This window comes from Mucilaginibacter oryzae, from assembly GCF_003148845.1.
Taxonomy (GTDB): domain Bacteria; phylum Bacteroidota; class Bacteroidia; order Sphingobacteriales; family Sphingobacteriaceae; genus Mucilaginibacter; species Mucilaginibacter oryzae.
The window spans coordinates 622,889-640,672 of the sequence record NZ_QGHA01000001.1 but is presented as its reverse complement, the minus strand read 5'-3'; the positions used below and the strand labels follow the sequence as shown (position 1 = coordinate 640,672).

The following is a 17,784-nucleotide window of genomic DNA, read 5'->3' as shown; positions in this document are numbered from 1 at the left end:
GCTTTAAAAGTTGTAAACCGATTCTCAATGATCAATTGAGATTTAGTTGAATAGTATAATCAAATACTATGATGCGCCCCGGGGTGAGATCCGGGGCGCTGTTTTTTGCAGAAATACCGTGTTTTAACGGGTTGTGTCAGCTCTAAGATTGTGTAAATTTGATGGTAACAATAACCTGAACATACCATGGAAATCACACAATTAGATCAGGCCGGCCTTGATCTTATCAAACAATTTGAAGGCTGTATTTTACACCCCTATCTGGACCAGGTAGGCATCCCCACCATAGGCTACGGCCAAACCTATTACCCGGCAACCGGCAAAAAAGTTACCATGCAGGATCCACCTATAACACAAAAACAGGCCGACGATATGTTTTTGGTGATGCTGAAACCTTATGAGCTGGCTGTTTACTCAACCACGCGCGATGACATTACGCAAAACAACTTTAACGCGCTGGTTAGTTTAACTTATAACATCGGTACTGCCGGCTTCAAAACATCAACAGTGCGTCGGCTTGTAAACGAGAGTATCGCAGACGAGCGCCTTGAGGCCGCTTTCCTGATGTGGAAAAAAGCAGGAGGAAAGGTAATTCCGGGTCTGATTAACCGGAGAAAGAAGGAATATCGGGTTTATATTTCCTGAAACGGCAACAGGACCTGCCTGTACGGCGCTGCAGTTTTATACTATAAGCGGTAACAGAAAAACGTGATGAGGCTCACATTTTCTACGTTCTGCCGTCATGGTTTGCGCCGCCGTGATCAGCCATTTTTGTATCATTAAAAGATATCAATCATGGCAACTTTAAAAATAAATAATCCTGAATGGGCAACCGCTGATAACAATGCCGTTAGTGCCGGTGCCACAAAAAGCAATCAAACTACCTGGGAAAAAATAATAGCCTTTGCCGATAGCCAGGCGCCTAACCGCACCGGTTGGTTTATGTTCGCGCTGTTATTACAAGGTGTGCTTTTTTTACCTGTACCTGCTTTTTTGCTTTATTATTTTAGCGCCCCTATAATTGTGCTCGCAATTACGCTGGTACTTTTCTTTGCCAATATTATAGCCGGTATGGGTGGCTCCGGCATCCGTACACTGCTCGGTTTATTCGCATTTAGTATCCTGGTTCATATTACTATGCTGTTGGTATTTATACTGTAAAACCGCTTATTTAACCCCATTAATCTATATATGGCCGTTGGCGCAATGCCGGCGGCTTTTTTATTTGGTGTGGGCTAAGCCTGTCGGGCCATTGAAGAGCGGTTTTATATTGAATAAATAATAGTTCAGCAAGCCGTACGGAGGCGATGAGTTTTTTGTGAATGGATGCCTGTTTAAAAGCGAACGGAATTTTTCTATCTCCCGTAAGGTAACACAGCTTAAACGTTGCCGGGCTAAGTTGATTAACCTGAGCGGGCATCTAATAATACTTACGCATGCTTTTTACCACAGGGATGGTCGTGCTGAGCCCATAGTAGCGGTAAATCAATAATTTACTTTGCTTCTTCGTGCATCGCAACGGTTTTGCAGCCTTCTGCGCAAATACAGGCTTTGCCTACGCATTTGTTAAGCTGCCATAAATCAAGGTTGCGGATGGTTTGATTGGCAATATGTTGCAGGTCATCAATATTGGGTTCTGCTTGTTGTGTTGATAGTAAGGGGATATTGGAAAGTTTGATGCCAAACCGGGCCGCTGCATTTTTGTCGATATGGCTGGTATCTAACGAGCGGGTAACAATATATTTTACGCCCAGGCCTGCAAGTATTTCAATTACAGGCGCCGAAACGTTATCATCCTGCATTACAATAGCCGCGTCTTTACCACCGGCAAATGCTGCTGTTTCAATCCCGAGCGCGTTCGAAATCAGGGTGATCTCGTGCTTTTTATGATTGGCTATCGCCAGAGACTCTTTTTCGAAGGGCTTTATGCTGTAGGCTATCGCTTTCATCGCCTTATTTTATTTAACCGACCACAAAGCTATTGCCCCAAAGGCAGGCGGGAAATGAGCAATATCACACTAAAAAGTGACCGTCGTCACTTTTTATTTCGAAAGTAATTATCGTTAGCCTGCGTTTTCCATTATTGATTTAATTGGGTGGCGATAGTTAAGCTTGCCTGCCTGTTTGGTTAAGGTGTTGATGGGATTTACAATGCATTGCGTTTATCCTTTTCTCGAACAAAACCGGGTTCGGGGTACAACCACAATTCAGTAAAGCCTATAAAATTTTACCGGGATTTGCTGATAAACAAATGTTGATAAAACGTTTTAAAATCGCGCAATCGAATTGTTTTGTAATCGGAAAGTTACCGGATGTTAACGTAGGGTTTACTTTCATAGGCGTTCTTTGCGCCTTTAAAAAACAGCTATGAAGAAAGTTCTACTGCCGTTGCTGCTTTGCTTTAGCAGCTTTAGTTTGTTTGCCCAGGCCCCGGGTAAAGCCCTTGTGAAAGCTCAAGCCGTTGACTATGTAAAAGTTAAAAATTACTACCTGCTCAGTTTGTTTGAACAGGATGCAGAAGTGAGTAACCTGTTAAAAGGCGATGCCGAACTGGCGGAACTTACCCGAAAGAAATTAAGCGATTTAAACGCTTCGCTTGCCAATTGCAAAGATGCTTCATGCCTTAGTGCAGTAGTAAAATTATCTGTTGATGAAATTTCATCCGTTGGTACGCGCCTAACTGCCTTGTATAAACCAGGTAACGCGCTCGATCGTTTAGTGAAAGCAAAACTGGTCCCATCGGGCTGTTATAGTTTATATAAAAATGTAAGCCCGGCACAACTACTGGTAAAAGCCTGGGAACAGGATGCCAACGGTATTAATTACACCATAGGTGTTTATGCCGAAGGTAAAAAGCCTAATTACCCGCAGATCGATTCGATCAGCTATAATGTGAAGGCAAGGGCTTATTATACTTTAATGTATGATGTGAACGCGACACTGGCAGGGGATGTTAAAAACACCAAACTATTTTTCGAACCGTCGATGCAGGCCGCGTTGTTGTATTTACAGATCAATGAGCGCCAGAACCCGGCCGAGTACGAGCCGATGGAAGCCAACGCCAATAAACCTGCTTTCAGCAGGGTGAAAACTATTAAATGGGCTAACTATCCATATTCAAACATTTTAGTACCGGGTGCCGGTCCCGATAATATAACATCGCCTTTAAGCGGCGAGGGTATGCTGCGCTGCCGCTTAGCCGTACAGGAATACAATGCGGGCAAAGCGCCTTTCATTATCGTATCGGGCGGGCGGGTACATCCTTATAAAACCAAATACAACGAGGCCGAAGAGATGAAACGTTACCTCGTTTCGGTTTTGCATATCCCCGAAAACGTAGTGATTATTGAGCCCCATGCCCGCCACACCACCACCAATATGCGTAACGCCGCGAGGTTGCTGTATAAATATGGTTTCCCTGCAGATAAGCCGGGTATTGTGGTTACCGATAAATCACAAACAGATTTTATCATGACGATGGATGCACGTTGCCAGAAGGAGCTGAACTATGTGCCTTATAAATTGGCCAGGCGTAATTCGGAAACCGAGGTTGAATACTATCCGGTTGAGGAAGCCAAACAAATTGACAACGACGAACCGCTCGATCCACGTTAAGATCAACACCTATGCAAAAACTTACGTTAACTATTGTAGCTGCCGTATTGGGTATGGGCAGCATTGCCACCGGGACAATTGAACAAAAGCTGGATAAAGCCATCACCGTCGATTCGTTAGGTGCCTGCCAGGGGATCTCCTACCAAAACGGCCGCATCTTTTTATATGGCGACAGGGAAGTGGGCATAATCCGCGAGTTTAAGCTGGATCACGATAGCCTCATGTATCAGCATAAAGAATGCAAGTTAACCCAAAACGGGCAGGATGTGATTAACCACCCAACCGGGATAGCTTACAATGGGGTAGGGCCAACCTTTATCGGTAACTCCATCCGGTTAAACGCTGCCGGTACACAATGGCGCGCGGTTATTTATAATGTAAACTGGAAAGGATTGCTTAAAACCGGAACGTTAGACGGCAACCTGATCAACACCATTGAAGATAATGCCTGTATTCAGGGCACCCGCCCCGAGTATATTAAATATAATAATAAGTGGTATGTAGCCACCGCCGATTATGGCGACCATGGCAATGAAGTGCGGCTCTACGACCCGGAAAGGCTGGCTGCCGCCAAAAGTACCAAAGAGCCTGGTGTGCTGTACAAAAAATTTACCTGCACACCCTGGGTGCAAAACCTATTCTGGAAGGCTGATAAAGGCGTTTTGGTATTGATCCAGAACAAACATGAAGGCCGCCAGTGGAGGTTTACCTATGTCGATCTGAAAAAATCTGTCGAAACCGGCAAGCAGGTAGTTATCAGCGAGGTTAACAGTATTGACAGGGCTGACGAACTGGAAGGATTTTCATTTTTGGGTGATAACCAAAAAGGGATTGCCGTTACCTCATCACGCAAAAATAACGTGAACTTCACGAGTACTTTATGGTAGTTGGCGGTAAAAAGACAAAGTAAAATACCTGCATACAGACAGCCGTTTTTTGCTGATTTGTTAATATAAAGTTAACGATTGGGTGTCTGTTTCTTAAGGTGGCTACTTTAGTTTTGTTGCCACTATTGCAACGTAGATAACTGATTGCTTATATTGTTTAATGATAACGAAATAATAATTATTAAATCGTTAATATTTGCTTTTTAATTTTAAAAATATTCGCCTATGTAACATTAACAACAATTTAATATCGAACCCGGCGATCAATCAAGAACCGGTGAATGCGCTAACACTCACCTGGTCCGGTCAATTGTCAAATAACTCATAAGCGGTCCAAGGCTTTAAGTCATTTTTTTCAACAATCAATTTTAAAAATATGAATAAAAAGATTATTCCAAATCTTTTGAGCAGGTTTTTTTTGATTCCTGTTTTATTTTGTCTGGTTTTACTAAAACCTTTTATCTCAAACGCTTCGATTAAAAACTTTACACATGTAGCTGTAGCACAGATTACCGGTACAGTGGTAGATGAAGCCAATCTCCCTTTACCGGGCGTATCTGTACGCGTAAAAGGTACCGATAAAGGTACCGCCACTAACACATCCGGTAAATTTGTTATCAATGCCGAAGAAGGCGCGGTGCTGGTTTTTAACTTTGTAGGTTATGAGCAGCAGGAAGTAACCGTTGGCGGTTCATCAACCATCAACGTAAAAATGAAGCCGAAGGCCAACATGCTCAACGAGGTGGTTGCTATCGGTTACCAAACCATCCGTAAAAGCGATGTAACAGGTGCTATCGCAAGTGTTAAATCAAGCGACCTCAACCTGTCTGCGCCTACACTGGGCCAGGCGCTGGTTGGTAAAGTATCGGGCGTTCAGGTATCGCAAACCAGCGGTGCGCCGTACACCAGCCCTAAAATAAGGGTTAGGGGTGTTGGCTCATTCAACGCCAGTTCCGATCCTTTGTATGTAATTGATGGTTACCCCGCAGGTAATGATATTTACATTAACCCTGATGATATCGAAAGCATCGACATTTTGAAGGATGCTGCTTCGGCTGCTATTTACGGTTCACGCGCATCGGGCGGTGTAGTTTTGATCACCACCAAAAAAGGTAAAGAAGGCAAAGGCCGTTTTGAATATGATGTACAAACAGGTATAGACCAGCTTGCCAAAAAAGTGAAATTGTTAAATGCCGATCAGGCTGCTTTGCTGGTTATTGATGGCCGTAACAATGCTTACCACGACCTTTGGGTTAACAGCGGCCATACCTGGAGCGATGCCATGTACTCTGATAACAATGCTACCCGTGTGGCCAACGTGGGTAACTCGGGCAGTGTAAGCATCCCTGATGGATTATACAATTTCAGCAGCCAAACGCCAATCAAACAAACCGTAAATACCGATTGGCAGGACGAATTGTACCGCAACGCGTTTATGCAAAAACATACCCTTTCGTTTTCGGGAGCATCAAACGGCATCCGCTACTATGTAAGCGGTTCGTACCAAAACCAGGCCGGTATTATTGTTACCACCGGCCAGCAGCGGTATAATTTTCGTACCAATGTTGAGGGAGATGTAAGCAAAAGGCTGCACGTTGCTGCCAATATATCTTATACCCAAAACACCAACCAGGAAACCCAGGAAGGCCGTTTTGATCACGGCCCCATTTTAGGCGCTCTTATTTACATGCCTTATTTACCTGCTTACAACCCGGATGGTTCATTGCAAACCAACGTTGAGGCTGCCGGTTCAACCCAGTATGGTTACCAGGGCATTGAAAACCCGGTTGCTTTGGCCGAGCGTGTTAAAATTAACCGTAAAGGCTACCGTAGCAACTACAATGCAAACGTTACCTACAATATCCTGTCGGGCTTAAACTTTAAGGTGAACCTGGGTACTTCCACCTACACCGAAAAATATGATTACTATTATCCCACAACTTTAAGCAGCGGTGCATTCCCTCCGGGATCGCAGCAATCTATCCTGGCAGCAAACGCCCAGGCTTCGGACAACATTGTAAACGACAGGCTTGCCGAGTTTACCTTAAACTATGATAAGGTATTTGGTAAACACCGTTTAAACTTATTGGGCGGTTATACCGCGCAACGTACCACCGGCGATTACATCAGCGTACGCGCTTCTGGTTTCCAGAATGATAACATTCCTGAAATTTCGAACAAAGGTGCTGATCCTGCATTCTTTACCCTTAACTCGGCTGCAAAAAGCGCTTACACCTTGCTGTCCTACTTAGGTCGCGCAAGCTACAGCTATGATGGTAAATACTTCCTGATCGGTTCGTTCCGTGCCGATGGTTCGTCACGTTTCGGTCCGGCTAATAAATATGGTTATTTCCCATCGGTATCTGCCGGCTGGAACCTATCAAGCGAGCCATTTTATCACGATTTCCTTGGCGACCAGTCGACAGTTAAAATCCGTGCAAGCTGGGGTAAAAGCGGTAACTACAACATTGGTAACTATCGCATAGCGCAAACATTGGCTTCGCCTACAGGTACTGTGTTAAACGGCGGCATTGTTACTGCTACCTATCCGGGCGGTATCCAGGATAATACCTTAAGCTGGGAAACCACTTCGCAATATAACTTCGGTACTGATATCGGTTTGTTTAAAGGCCGTTTACAAATTATCGCCAACTATTACCTCAGTAACTCCGGCGATTTGCTTTATAACAAGCCCATCTCGGCTATTTCAGGCAGTACTACTATCTTAACCAACTTAAAAGGTTCAAAAATCCGTAACACCGGTTTCGATGTTCAGTTGGATGGCAAAATAATCACCACTAAAGATTTTACTTTGGGTGCTTCCGGTAACATCAATGTAAACCGTAATAAAGTTATCGGCTTACCTGCTCAAAACAATATTATCATTAACGGCGCCGAGCGTTCATACCTAACCAGTATTACTACCAACGGGCAGCCTATAGGTATGTTTTACGGCTTTAAAGTAGGTGGTATTGTAACCCCCGAAAACGTTAACAAAGTTGCCCCATCGGCTTCATCAAGTAATCCGCTTAAGCCGGGCGATTTATGGTTTGTTGATACCAACGGCGATGGCAAAGTGAATGACGCCGATAAAACCATTATAGGTACGCCTTACGCCAAATTTACTTATGGTTTTGGCTTCAACGCTACTTATAAGCATTTTGACTTCAGCTCTTCTTTCAACGGTTCGTATGGTAACCAGATTCTTGATGGCCAGGATTACTATCTGTACAATGGCGAAGGTTCGGGCAACCAGTATGCTAACGTTGCAAACCGTTACCGCAGCGAAGCTCAACCTGGCGATGGCTCATTTTACCGTGCTTCACGTGCCGGTACACAAAGCAACAGCACCCGTTTATCAAGCTTTTACCTGCAAAGCGGCTCATACCTGCGTTGTACCAACCTTACTTTAGGTTATACCCTGCCTAACTTTTTGCAAAACACGTTGGGCCTTAGCAGAGCACGTGTGTTTGCAAGCGTGGTGAATGCCTTTACCATCACCAAATATAAAGGCTATAACCCTGATGTTGATTACAACTACTCGGGTGCCGCAACCAACAATACGCAGCCTGCCAACCTTGCGCCGGGTATTGATTATGGTACCTATCCGCTGGTTAGGTCGTACAACTTAGGTGTAAATGTTACTTTTTAATAAATTTTTTAAAGAGATATAGATGATGAATAAGAAATTTATAGCCATGGCCTGCCTTGCGGCAGTTGTGGCAATCAGCCCGTCTTGCAAAAAAGACTTTTTAAATGAAAGTGATCCCAACGCTATAGGCGTTGCCGCGAGTTATAAAACTCCTAATGATGTATTGTTGGCTGTGAATGGAATTTACCAATCATTACGCAGCGGTAACAACGTTGGCGAAACCAGCGATTTGTGGACCGACCAACGATCTGACGATACGGGTACACAGGATAACCAATCGAACGCGGGTGAGCCTTTCCAGTTTGGCGATTTTTCAATTTTACCAAGCAACACTTACCTTAAAAGCCACTGGGTTTCTATGTTCGGTACTGTAACCCGTGCAAACTCCGTATTGTCGAATATAGACAGGGTGACATTTGCTGATAATAATCAGAAGTTGCAATACACTGCCGAGGCTAAGTTCTTGCGCGCTTTCATTTACTTTGATATTGTGCGTACCTGGGGCGATGTGCCTTTGGTTACCAAACAATTGTTAAACTCGGCTGATGTTGCGGCCGTAACCTACCGCGTAAAACAGGATCTGATTTATAAACAGATTATTGCCGATTTAACGGATGTGATCACTAACAGCCCGCTGCCTAATCTGCAGGCTCCAACCGGCCGTGCCTCAAAAGCGGCTGCTAACTTCCTGTTGGGCCAGGTGTACCTTACCATGGCTACTACTTTAGATCAGGCAAACCGTACCGCTAACCTAACTAACGCCAAAACTTATTTATTGGCTGCTTATAACATGCGTACTTTTGGTGCCTTGAACACTATTCCTTACACTGATGTTTTTGATGTTAACAAAAAAACTACCTGTCCGGAATTGATCTTCCAGATCCAGAATATCCAGGGCGATCAAACCTACTATTCATCAATAGCGGGTAGCTTCCAGGCTAAAGGCGAAACCATTAACTCGAAAAAGGTATCTACCGGCGTAGGCTACAACGTTACACACGATTTGATTAACGAGTATGAAACCGGCGACCCGCGTATGGATTTTTCGGTAAAATTTGCTACCGACCCTATTGTGAGAGACTGGTTTGTTACCAAATTCAGGGATGCGAGCGATAAAGCAGGTGTAAACGGCTACGGCGGTAACGACTGGATTTTGATGCGTTATGCCGATGTGATCCTCTCGTTGGCCGAAGTTAGCAACTACCTGGGCGAAACCAGCGCCGCTATCGGTTATCTTGACCAGGTGCGTACCCGTGCAGGCATGCCATCTTACGCTGTATCGATGACCAACAGCGATTATGCTACCAAATATCCAACCTTAAAACTGGCTATTTTGCACGAGCGCCGGGTTGAACTGGCTTTTGAGCACCACCGCTGGTTCGATTTAACACGCACCTTTAACGATGCGGAGTTGGTTGCCTACTTCCACGCCAAAAAACAAACCGATTTTGGCTTGGCTAAGCTGGCAAACTTTAGCACCAAAGACCGTTACTTCCCGATTCCGTTTGACGAGACCAAGCTTGATCCTGTTAAAATGTACCAGAACCCGGGTTATTAATATTGATGTTATATCAGGAAGGAGGGAGCTAACCCCTCCTTTTTTTATTTTGCCGCTATGAAAAAAACATTCATCGCTTTTTCTTTTCTTCTCTTATCAGCCACAGTATTCAATCTATCGGCACAAACCAAAAAGCAAGCAGGGAAAACGCCTGCCGATGTGGTAAACGTATTTGTAGGCTCATCCGGCGATCATGGGCAAATGTCGCCTGCGGCATCGGCTCCGTTTAGTATGCTGAGCATCGGACCGCAAACTTATCCTAACCTGCACATGGGTTATGAGTATAAAGCCAAAGTGTTTTTGGGTTTTACCCATAACCGTTTTGAAGGTGTTGGTTGCCAGGGCAGCGGCGGAAATATCCTTATTAAGCCGTTTTTGGGCGATGATGTCAAAGCTTGTGTTTTAAATAAAGCTACAGAGTCGGCAGGTCCCGGTTATTACAATGTATCGTTCGATAACGGAATAGGGGTTAAAATAGCAGTCGATAAAAATTCCGGGATAGAGGATTATACCTTCCCACAGGAAAAAAAGGGCTTTTATATTGATTTAAGCCACACGCTTGCCAACCGTTTTGTGGCCGAAGAACACACGCTTGGTAAGGATGAAATTGTCGGTTGGATCGATTCGCGTACTACCTGTAATGTGGGCACTTACCGCGTTTATTATTGTATTAAATTTAGCAGGCCGGTAACCTTTGTACCCGGCGGTGAACATCAGCTTACCGCTTTAATTGCCGGTAAGCTGCAACAGGTGCAGGTAAATGTGGCGGTATCATCGGTAGATGTGCCGCATGCCAAAGCATCGGTTACCAATCAAAGCCCTGAGCAGCTAAAGGCACTAAGCCGTACCGCATGGAACAGCGTTTTAAGCCGTATCAAAGTAACAGGCAACCCGGAAAGGGAAAAGCTTTTTTATTCGATGCTGTATCGTACGGTACAATCTCCTTATATAGTTTCAGAACCTGACGGTACTTATCGTGCTACCGATGGTACGCTGCAAAAAACAACAGACAGCGTTTACAATGGATGGGCTATCTGGGATAATTACCGCACGCAGTTGCCTTTGTTATCCATTTTATATCCCGACAGGTACAAAGCAATAAGCACATCAATTGCTAACCTGTACCGTTTTGGCAAAAAGGACTACGCCACCAAACACGAGCCATCAAACACGGTGCGCACCGAGCATGCCATAGTTGTGTTGCTGGACGCCTACCGAAAAGGTTACCCTGTTGATTTTGCCGCCATTGCCGATTCATTGAAAGCCGATGTGGATAAATTGGATTTTTCGCACCCTGATAAAGCGCTGGAGTCGAGTTATGATACCTGGGCATTCTCGCAGATCCTATCTATTATGGGTAAAACAGAACTGAGCGATCGCTACAAGCAGAAGGCATTGGGATACAGGGACTACTGGATCAGGGATTTTAAGGATCTGACCAAAAATGATGTCGACCGTGTATCGGCCCGGGGCCTTTACCAGGGCACTATATGGCAGTACCGTTGGTTTGTGCCATTTGATATTAAAGGTTTAACCGAACTAACGGGCGGTGAGAACGAATACATTGGTCAACTCGATCGTTTTTTTGATAACGATTATTACAACCACGCTAACGAGCCGGATATCCAGGTTCCCTACATGTACAATGCGTCGTCACAACCCTGGAAATCGCAGGCTATGGTGCATAAATATGCTGCGGATACCGTGGTGCAGTACTATTTTAATGATAACAGCCGCGGCATCGATCCTTTTATAGATGTGATTTATCAAAACAAGCCCGATACTTATGTGCGCACCATGGATGATGATGCCGGTGCCATGTCGGCCTGGTTTGTGTTTGCGGCTACCGGTATTTCGCCGGCTTGTGTGGGCTGGCCGGTTTATTATTTAAATGTGCCTTTGTTTAAGCAGGTAACGTTTACATGGCCGGGGGGTAAAACTTTTAATATCAGCGTACCCAATTATGTGGAAGGCAGAAAATATATCCAATCAGTAATATTGAACGATAAAAAGCTGAATCGTAACTGGCTTACGCACCAGGAAATTATGCAGGGCGGTACTTTAATAATTATTGCTGCTGATAAGCCAAACAAGCAGTTTGGTGTTACAGATCAATGGATTTCGGATATTGAAATGAAATAGAAGTTTTGGATAGCCATAATTAACATGCTAAAAATAGAAAGTCGCTTAATTTTTTGATGGTGAAATAATTTAAAACAAATGAAACTAAAACTATTAATCCTTGCTTCTGCCGTAACACTATCGGTAAAGGCCCAAAACAAAATCCAGGTAACCGCCCACCGCGGCGACTGGCGCAATGCGCCGGAAAACTCCCTTCGCGCTTTTCAATATGCCGCGGCAATGGGTGTGGATATTGTTGAACTCGACCTGAAGAAAACTAAAGACGGTGTGATCGTTATTATGCACGATGAAACCATTAACCGTACCACCAACGGTAGGGGGAAAGCATCTGATTTTACTTTTGATGAGATCAGAAAGTTTGGCCTCAGAAACGGGATAGGCCGCGTAACTAAAAATCAAATCCCCACTTTGAAAGAGGTGATGCTGGCGCTCAAGGGTACCGGTGTGAAAGTTAACCTTGATAAAAGCTATGATTTTTACAACGAAGCCTATGCCATACTAAAAGAAACCGGGACATTGAAACAGGCTATATTTAAGTCGGAAGTGAGCTATCCTGAATTAAAAGCCCGCTATCCGCAACTGATAGACAGTATTATTTATATGCCTGTGATTAGTTTGGACAAACCCGAGGCGAAACAGGTTATTGTTGATTACCTGAAAAATATGAAGCCATACGCCTTCGAACTTATCTTTACAAAGGATACCTCGGCTGTACTGAAGGATAATAAGTTTATCACCAAAACAGGTGCAAAAATTTGGATCAACTCTTTATGGGCCTCGCTTAACGGCGGGCACGATGATGATACCGCTGTTGAAGATAGTAACAAAAAAGACAGCTGGGACTGGATCATCGCCCACGGCGCAACCATCATCCAAACCGACAGGCCGAAGCTGATGATTGAATATTTAAGGGAGAAAAGGCTGCATGAGTTTAAGAATTACAAATTGTGCCGACGCTTGCGGCAGCAGGGAGTTTACTAACGCAAGTTTGCATTTGTGCCAGAACGATTGGATATGGAAATTAAATATTTAACACAATTAGATAATAACCGAACAATAGATGGAATTAGCGGCTTCTCAAAAACGCTGCAACCAATTTCGCTCGAGGAAATTATCTATTTGGAAAAAACATATAATGCCGGCGCACAATTTCCCGTAGCTTTAAGAGAGTTATTGTTCATCGCCGGAAATTATTGTTATGTTTTGGACTATGGCTTAAACAATTCACAGCACGAAATGCAGGAAAGTGCAAGGGAATTAATGAACGAATGTGGCGTAAGTATACAGCGACCTTTTTTTGTTATCGATGTATATAATGCATCTGATCAATTTCTTTTCGTTTTTCTTGATGAAGACCAAAATGATCCTAATGTGTACTCTGCGTGCATGCCCGTACCGGGAATTGTAAAAGAATTTCCACGAGACTTGAAACGTACTTTATCATCATATATAAATCGCCTGGTTGGGGTAGTATTAAGCGGGCAAAATCCATTTTGAAGTTAAGTTGGATATCTGTACGCTTTTCTATAACTGTAGCGGTGATCTGTTTGCAGGTAAAATTATGCAAATTTCTACCTTTCGCTCTTAACCTTTTACCTTTCGCCTTTATGCTTTCACCTTTCTCTCAAAAATTCATACTTTTGCGCATCCTTTCAAATAAAACAATATTACATTGGAGCACCAGGAATTAACCACCGTTGAAACCGCCAAAGATCTGGGCCTTTTACCCGAAGAATTTGCACGTATAAATGAAATATTAGGGCGAGTGCCCAACTTTACCGAGCTTTCTATTTTTTCGGTAATGTGGAGCGAGCACTGCTCATACAAAAATTCAATTACATGGCTTAAAACTTTGCCTAAGGATAGTCCGCGGATGCTTGCTAAAGCTGGTGAAGAAAACGCCGGTCTGGTTGACCTTGGCGACGGCATTGGCTGCGCCTTCAAAATCGAATCGCATAACCACCCTTCGGCCCTTGAGCCATACCAGGGTGCTGCCACAGGTGTAGGCGGTATTAACCGCGATATATTTACCATGGGTGCAAGGCCTATCGCGCAGCTTAACTCCCTGCGTTTCGGCGACCTGAGCCTCGACAAAACCAAATGGCTTGTTAAAGGCGTGGTTAAAGGCATCAGCCACTATGGTAACGCTTTCGGCATTCCAACCGTAGGCGGCGAATTATATTTTGACGATTGCTATAATGTTAACCCGCTGGTTAACGCCATGTCGGCCGGTATTGTTAAGGCCGGCGAAACCGTTTCGGCTACATCATATGGTGTGGGCAACCCGGTTTATATTGTTGGTTCGGCTACAGGTAAAGACGGGATCCACGGTGCCGCCTTTGCTTCAAAAGATATCACCGAAGATTCGGTAAACGACCTTCCTGCCGTGCAGGTGGGCGACCCGTTCCAGGAAAAATTATTACTGGAAGCCACCCTCGAGGTTATTAAAACCGGCGCGGTTGTAGGTATGCAGGATATGGGCGCTGCCGGTATTATCTGCTCAAACTCAGAAATGAGCGCCAAAGGCGAGCATGGTATGCGGATTGACCTGGATAAAGTGCCAACCCGCCAGGATAACATGAAACCTTACGAGATCCTGCTTTCTGAATCGCAGGAGCGCATGCTGATTGTAGTTCATAAAGGCCGCGAAAAAGAGGTTGAAGACATTTTTGATAAATGGGACCTGAACTGCGCCATTATTGGTGAAGTAACCGATACCAAACGTTTAGAGTACTTTATGTACGGCGAAAAAGTGGCCGATGTACCTGCCGACGACCTGGTATTAGGCGGCGGCGCCCCGGTTTACCAACGCGAATACCGCGAGCCTGCTTACTTTGCCGAAAACCAGAAATTTAATATTGATGAAGTTGCCGAGCCTGCAAATTTGGTTGAGGTTGCCGAGCATTTGGTAAGTCACCCGAATATCGCTTCAAAACATTGGGTAACCGATCAGTACGATAGCATGGTAGGTGTACAAACCATGACTGCCAACCGCAGCTGCGACGCCGCCGTTGTTGCCGTTAAAGACACCGACAAAGCCATTGTTTTAACTACCGACTGTAACTCGCGCTACGTTTACGCCGACCCATACAAAGGCACCGCCATTGCCGTTGCTGAAGCAGCGCGTAACATTACCTGTGCCGGCGGCGAGCCTGTGGCTATCACCAACTGCTTAAACTTTGGTAACCCTTACATCCCCGAAGTTTACTGGCAGTTTGTAAGCGCCATTAAAGGCATGGGCGATGCCTGCCGCAAATTCGATACCCCGGTAACCGGTGGTAACGTAAGTTTCTACAACCAGTCGCCCGATGGTGGTTCGGTATTCCCTACGCCAACTATCGGTATGTTAGGTGTGATGGACAATGTAGATAACATCATGACTGCCGACTTTAAACAGCCCGGCGATATGATCTACCTGATTGGCGAATCGGTTAATGACATCGCTTCATCACAATACCTGGCTTCGTGGCATAAAATAACCAAAGCGCCAGCGCCGCATTTCGATATCGATCAGGAATACGACGTACACCAGGTGGTTAAAGAACTGATCAAACACAAAGTGGTTGAATCGGCCCATGATGTTGCCGATGGTGGTTTATACATCGCCCTGTTAGAATCGGCCATGCCAAACGGCTTAGGTTTCGAGATCTCTACAGACGACAGCATCCGTAAAGACGCTTTCTTATTCGGCGAAGCGCAAAGCCGCGTAGTGGTGAGCGTTGCCCCCGAAGAGCAGGAACGTTTTGTTGAGGTGATGGCTACCAGCGAGGTTGAATTTACTCTGTTAGGTACCGTAACCAACGGCGGCTTAACTGTCGACGAAGAAAACTTCGGCCATGTAACCGATCTGAAAATGGTTCACGCCAACATCCTTCACGGTATTTTAGGCGAATAATAATGCTGAAACTTAACCGCGTACATCATATAGCCATTATCTGTTCGGATTATCAAAAATCCAAACAGTTTTATGTTGAGGTATTAGGTTTAACAATAGTTGGCGAAGTTTATCGCGAACAACGACAATCATACAAGCTTGATCTGGCGGTGGGCAACCTCTACCAGATCGAGCTTTTTTCTTTTCCCGACCCTCCGGCACGGCCATCCCGCCCCGAAGCGGCAGGCTTACGCCATTTAGCCTTTGAGGTTGATGACCTCGATGAAGCCGTAGCGCATATCACTTCGTTTGATGTGGAGGTTGAACCTATCCGTGTGGATGAATTTACCGGTAAGCGTTTTACTTTTTTTGCCGATCCGGATGGGCTACCGCTGGAGTTTTATGAGGTTTAAATTCAGTAAATTAAAGAGATTTCGGGCACATCTCCCTCAATAATCAACTTTCCCGCCGTAGCCTGTTTAATTTCCTCTACACTTACTCCCGGCGCCCGTTCAAGTAGTTTAAAACAACCCTCGGGTAAAACATCAAATACGCCCAGTTCCGTTACAATTTTTTTTACACAGCGTACGCCTGTTAGTGGTAAGGTACACTGAGGCAGCAGTTTTGATTCGCCTGCTTTATTTACATGCTGCATGGCTACGATGATATTTTCGGCCGAGGCTACCAGGTCCATCGCGCCGCCCATCCCTTTTACCATTTTACCGGGGATCTTCCAGTTGGCAATGTCGCCGTTTTCGGATACTTCCATAGCTCCGAGGATGGTGAGGTTTACCTTTTTTGCCCGGATCATCCCGAAACTCATCGCCGAATCAAATATGGCCGAGCCGGGCAGCATGGTAATGGTTTGTTTGCCCGCGTTAATAGTATCCGGATCTTCTTCGCCTTCAAAAGGGAAGGGCCCCATACCCAGCAGGCCGTTCTCCGATTGTAATACCACATCCATAGTATCGGGAATGTAATTGGCTACCAGTGTGGGTATGCCTATACCGAGGTTAACGTAATAACCGTCTTTTATTTCTTTCGCTATTCGCTTCGCGATGCCTTGTTTATCTAACATGATGTTTTTGTTATTCTGATCACTCTCCGCCACATCATTGCGAGTATACGAAGCAATCGCACGGAAGCATAGCCGCTCTGAATGAATAGTTCGCGATTGCTTCGTATACTCGCAATGACGTGTGCATATGTGTTATTCTGTTCTTGATCTTACTGTTTTGTGTTCAATTCGTTTTTCGTAATTCACGCCCTTAAAAATCCTGTGCACGTAAATCCCCGGGGTATGGATATGGTCCGGATCAAGCTGGCCCGGTTCAACCAGTTCTTCCACCTCGGCAATGGTAACTTTGCCGGCCATAGCCATTACAGGGTTAAAATTGCGGGCGGTTGAACGGTATACCAAATTGCCCATGGTATCGCCCTTCCATGCTTTTACAATAGCGAAATCAGCATCAAAGGCCAGTTCCATTAAATAATCCTTGCCGTTAAAATTACGCACTTCCTTGCCTTCGGCTACTTCGGTACCTATACCGGCCGGGGTAAATATGGCGGGCATACCATAACCGGCCGCCATGCAACGGGTAGCCAAGGTTCCCTGCGGGATGAGTTCAACCTCCAGTTCGCCGCTGAGTAGCTGGCGTTCAAACTCGGCATTTTCGCCAACGTAGGATGAGATCATTTTTTTTACCTGGCGCTGTTTCAACATCAGGCCGATGCCAAAATCATCAACTCCGGCATTGTTGGAGATACAGGTTAGCTGCTTAACGCCTTTTTTAACCAGTGCGGCAATACAGTTTTCGGGCAAGCCGCACAGGCCGAAACCGCCCAGCATCAGGGTTGCGCCGTCGGTAATATCGCGGATGGCCTCATCGGCACCACTCACTACTTTATTCATATGTTATAATTGGTTATAGTAAAAGTACAAAAAAAGGCCTCACCCCAACCCGCTCCGGAGGATAGGGAGCTATCTTTTTGAAGATTTTTGAAGTTCTCTCTCCTGGAGAGCATTTAGGTGGGACTATTAATTTTTAAAGTGATT

Annotated in this window: 14 protein-coding genes; 11 read left to right on the top strand and 3 right to left on the bottom strand. The window is 45.0% G+C overall.

The genetic code is table 11. The features are described from left to right. The first annotated feature begins 186 nt into the window (after positions 1-186). Entirely contained in the window at positions 187-645 is a 459-nt protein-coding gene (locus LX99_RS02765) for a lysozyme (RefSeq protein ID WP_109606171.1), read from the top strand. A 150-nt stretch (positions 646-795) separates the two neighbouring features. Continuing rightward, the gene (locus tag LX99_RS02760) at positions 796-1,161 is read left to right on the top strand and encodes a hypothetical protein (protein WP_109606169.1); all 366 of its coding nucleotides are present in this window, start codon (positions 796-798) and stop codon (positions 1,159-1,161) included. Between the two features lie 332 nt (positions 1,162-1,493). On the opposite strand, the gene LX99_RS02750 is transcribed toward LX99_RS02760, so the two are convergent. Next, positions 1,494-1,949 carry a Rossmann-fold NAD(P)-binding domain-containing protein gene (locus LX99_RS02750; RefSeq protein WP_109606165.1) on the bottom strand — a complete coding sequence of 152 codons (456 nt, stop codon included), beginning with the start codon at positions 1,947-1,949 and terminating at the stop codon, positions 1,494-1,496. A gap of 418 nt (positions 1,950-2,367) precedes the next feature. Here LX99_RS02750 and LX99_RS02745 point away from each other — a divergent pair, with 418 nt between their 5' ends. From LX99_RS02745 to gloA2, 9 genes are all read left to right on the top strand, one after another. After that, positions 2,368-3,615, top strand: a complete 1,248-nt coding sequence (locus LX99_RS02745; protein WP_109606163.1) for a YdcF family protein — start codon at positions 2,368-2,370, stop codon at positions 3,613-3,615. Between the two features lie 11 nt (positions 3,616-3,626). Continuing rightward, complete coding sequence (locus LX99_RS02740) at positions 3,627-4,502, top strand: hypothetical protein (RefSeq protein WP_109606161.1); 876 nt, start codon at positions 3,627-3,629, stop codon at positions 4,500-4,502. Positions 4,503-4,878: 376 nt separating this feature from the next. Next, positions 4,879-8,154 (top strand): SusC/RagA family TonB-linked outer membrane protein, encoded by a 3,276-nt coding sequence (locus LX99_RS02735; protein WP_109606159.1) that lies wholly within the window; start codon positions 4,879-4,881, stop codon positions 8,152-8,154. Positions 8,155-8,176: 22 nt separating this feature from the next. Beyond that, on the top strand, positions 8,177-9,712 hold the full coding sequence (locus LX99_RS02730) for a RagB/SusD family nutrient uptake outer membrane protein (protein WP_245927829.1): 1,536 nt from the start codon (positions 8,177-8,179) through the stop codon (positions 9,710-9,712). 57 nt (positions 9,713-9,769) lie between these two features. Then, positions 9,770-11,854 (top strand): glycoside hydrolase domain-containing protein, encoded by a 2,085-nt coding sequence (locus LX99_RS02725; RefSeq protein WP_109606154.1) that lies wholly within the window; start codon positions 9,770-9,772, stop codon positions 11,852-11,854. A 78-nt stretch (positions 11,855-11,932) separates the two neighbouring features. After that, positions 11,933-12,835 (top strand): glycerophosphodiester phosphodiesterase family protein, encoded by a 903-nt coding sequence (locus LX99_RS02720; protein WP_109606152.1) that lies wholly within the window; start codon positions 11,933-11,935, stop codon positions 12,833-12,835. 33 nt (positions 12,836-12,868) lie between these two features. Continuing rightward, a complete protein-coding gene (locus LX99_RS02715) occupies positions 12,869-13,351 on the top strand; it encodes a hypothetical protein (RefSeq protein WP_109606150.1) in 483 nt (160 codons plus the stop codon). 175 nt (positions 13,352-13,526) lie between these two features. Further along, on the top strand, positions 13,527-15,749 hold the full coding sequence (purL, locus tag LX99_RS02710) for a phosphoribosylformylglycinamidine synthase subunit PurL (RefSeq protein ID WP_109606148.1): 2,223 nt from the start codon (positions 13,527-13,529) through the stop codon (positions 15,747-15,749). Between the two features lie 2 nt (positions 15,750-15,751). Further along, positions 15,752-16,141 (top strand): SMU1112c/YaeR family gloxylase I-like metalloprotein, encoded by a 390-nt coding sequence (gene gloA2 / locus LX99_RS02705; RefSeq protein ID WP_109606146.1) that lies wholly within the window; start codon positions 15,752-15,754, stop codon positions 16,139-16,141. Positions 16,142-16,143: 2 nt separating this feature from the next. Here gloA2 and LX99_RS02700 read toward each other — a convergent pair whose 3' ends face one another. Both LX99_RS02700 and LX99_RS02695 read right to left on the bottom strand, forming a co-directional pair. Then, complete coding sequence (locus tag LX99_RS02700) at positions 16,144-16,806, bottom strand: CoA transferase subunit B (protein WP_109606943.1); 663 nt, start codon at positions 16,804-16,806, stop codon at positions 16,144-16,146. 132 nt (positions 16,807-16,938) lie between these two features. Next, a complete protein-coding gene (locus tag LX99_RS02695; RefSeq protein ID WP_109606144.1) occupies positions 16,939-17,640 on the bottom strand; it encodes a CoA transferase subunit A in 702 nt (233 codons plus the stop codon). Between the last annotated feature and the right edge of the window lie 144 nt (positions 17,641-17,784).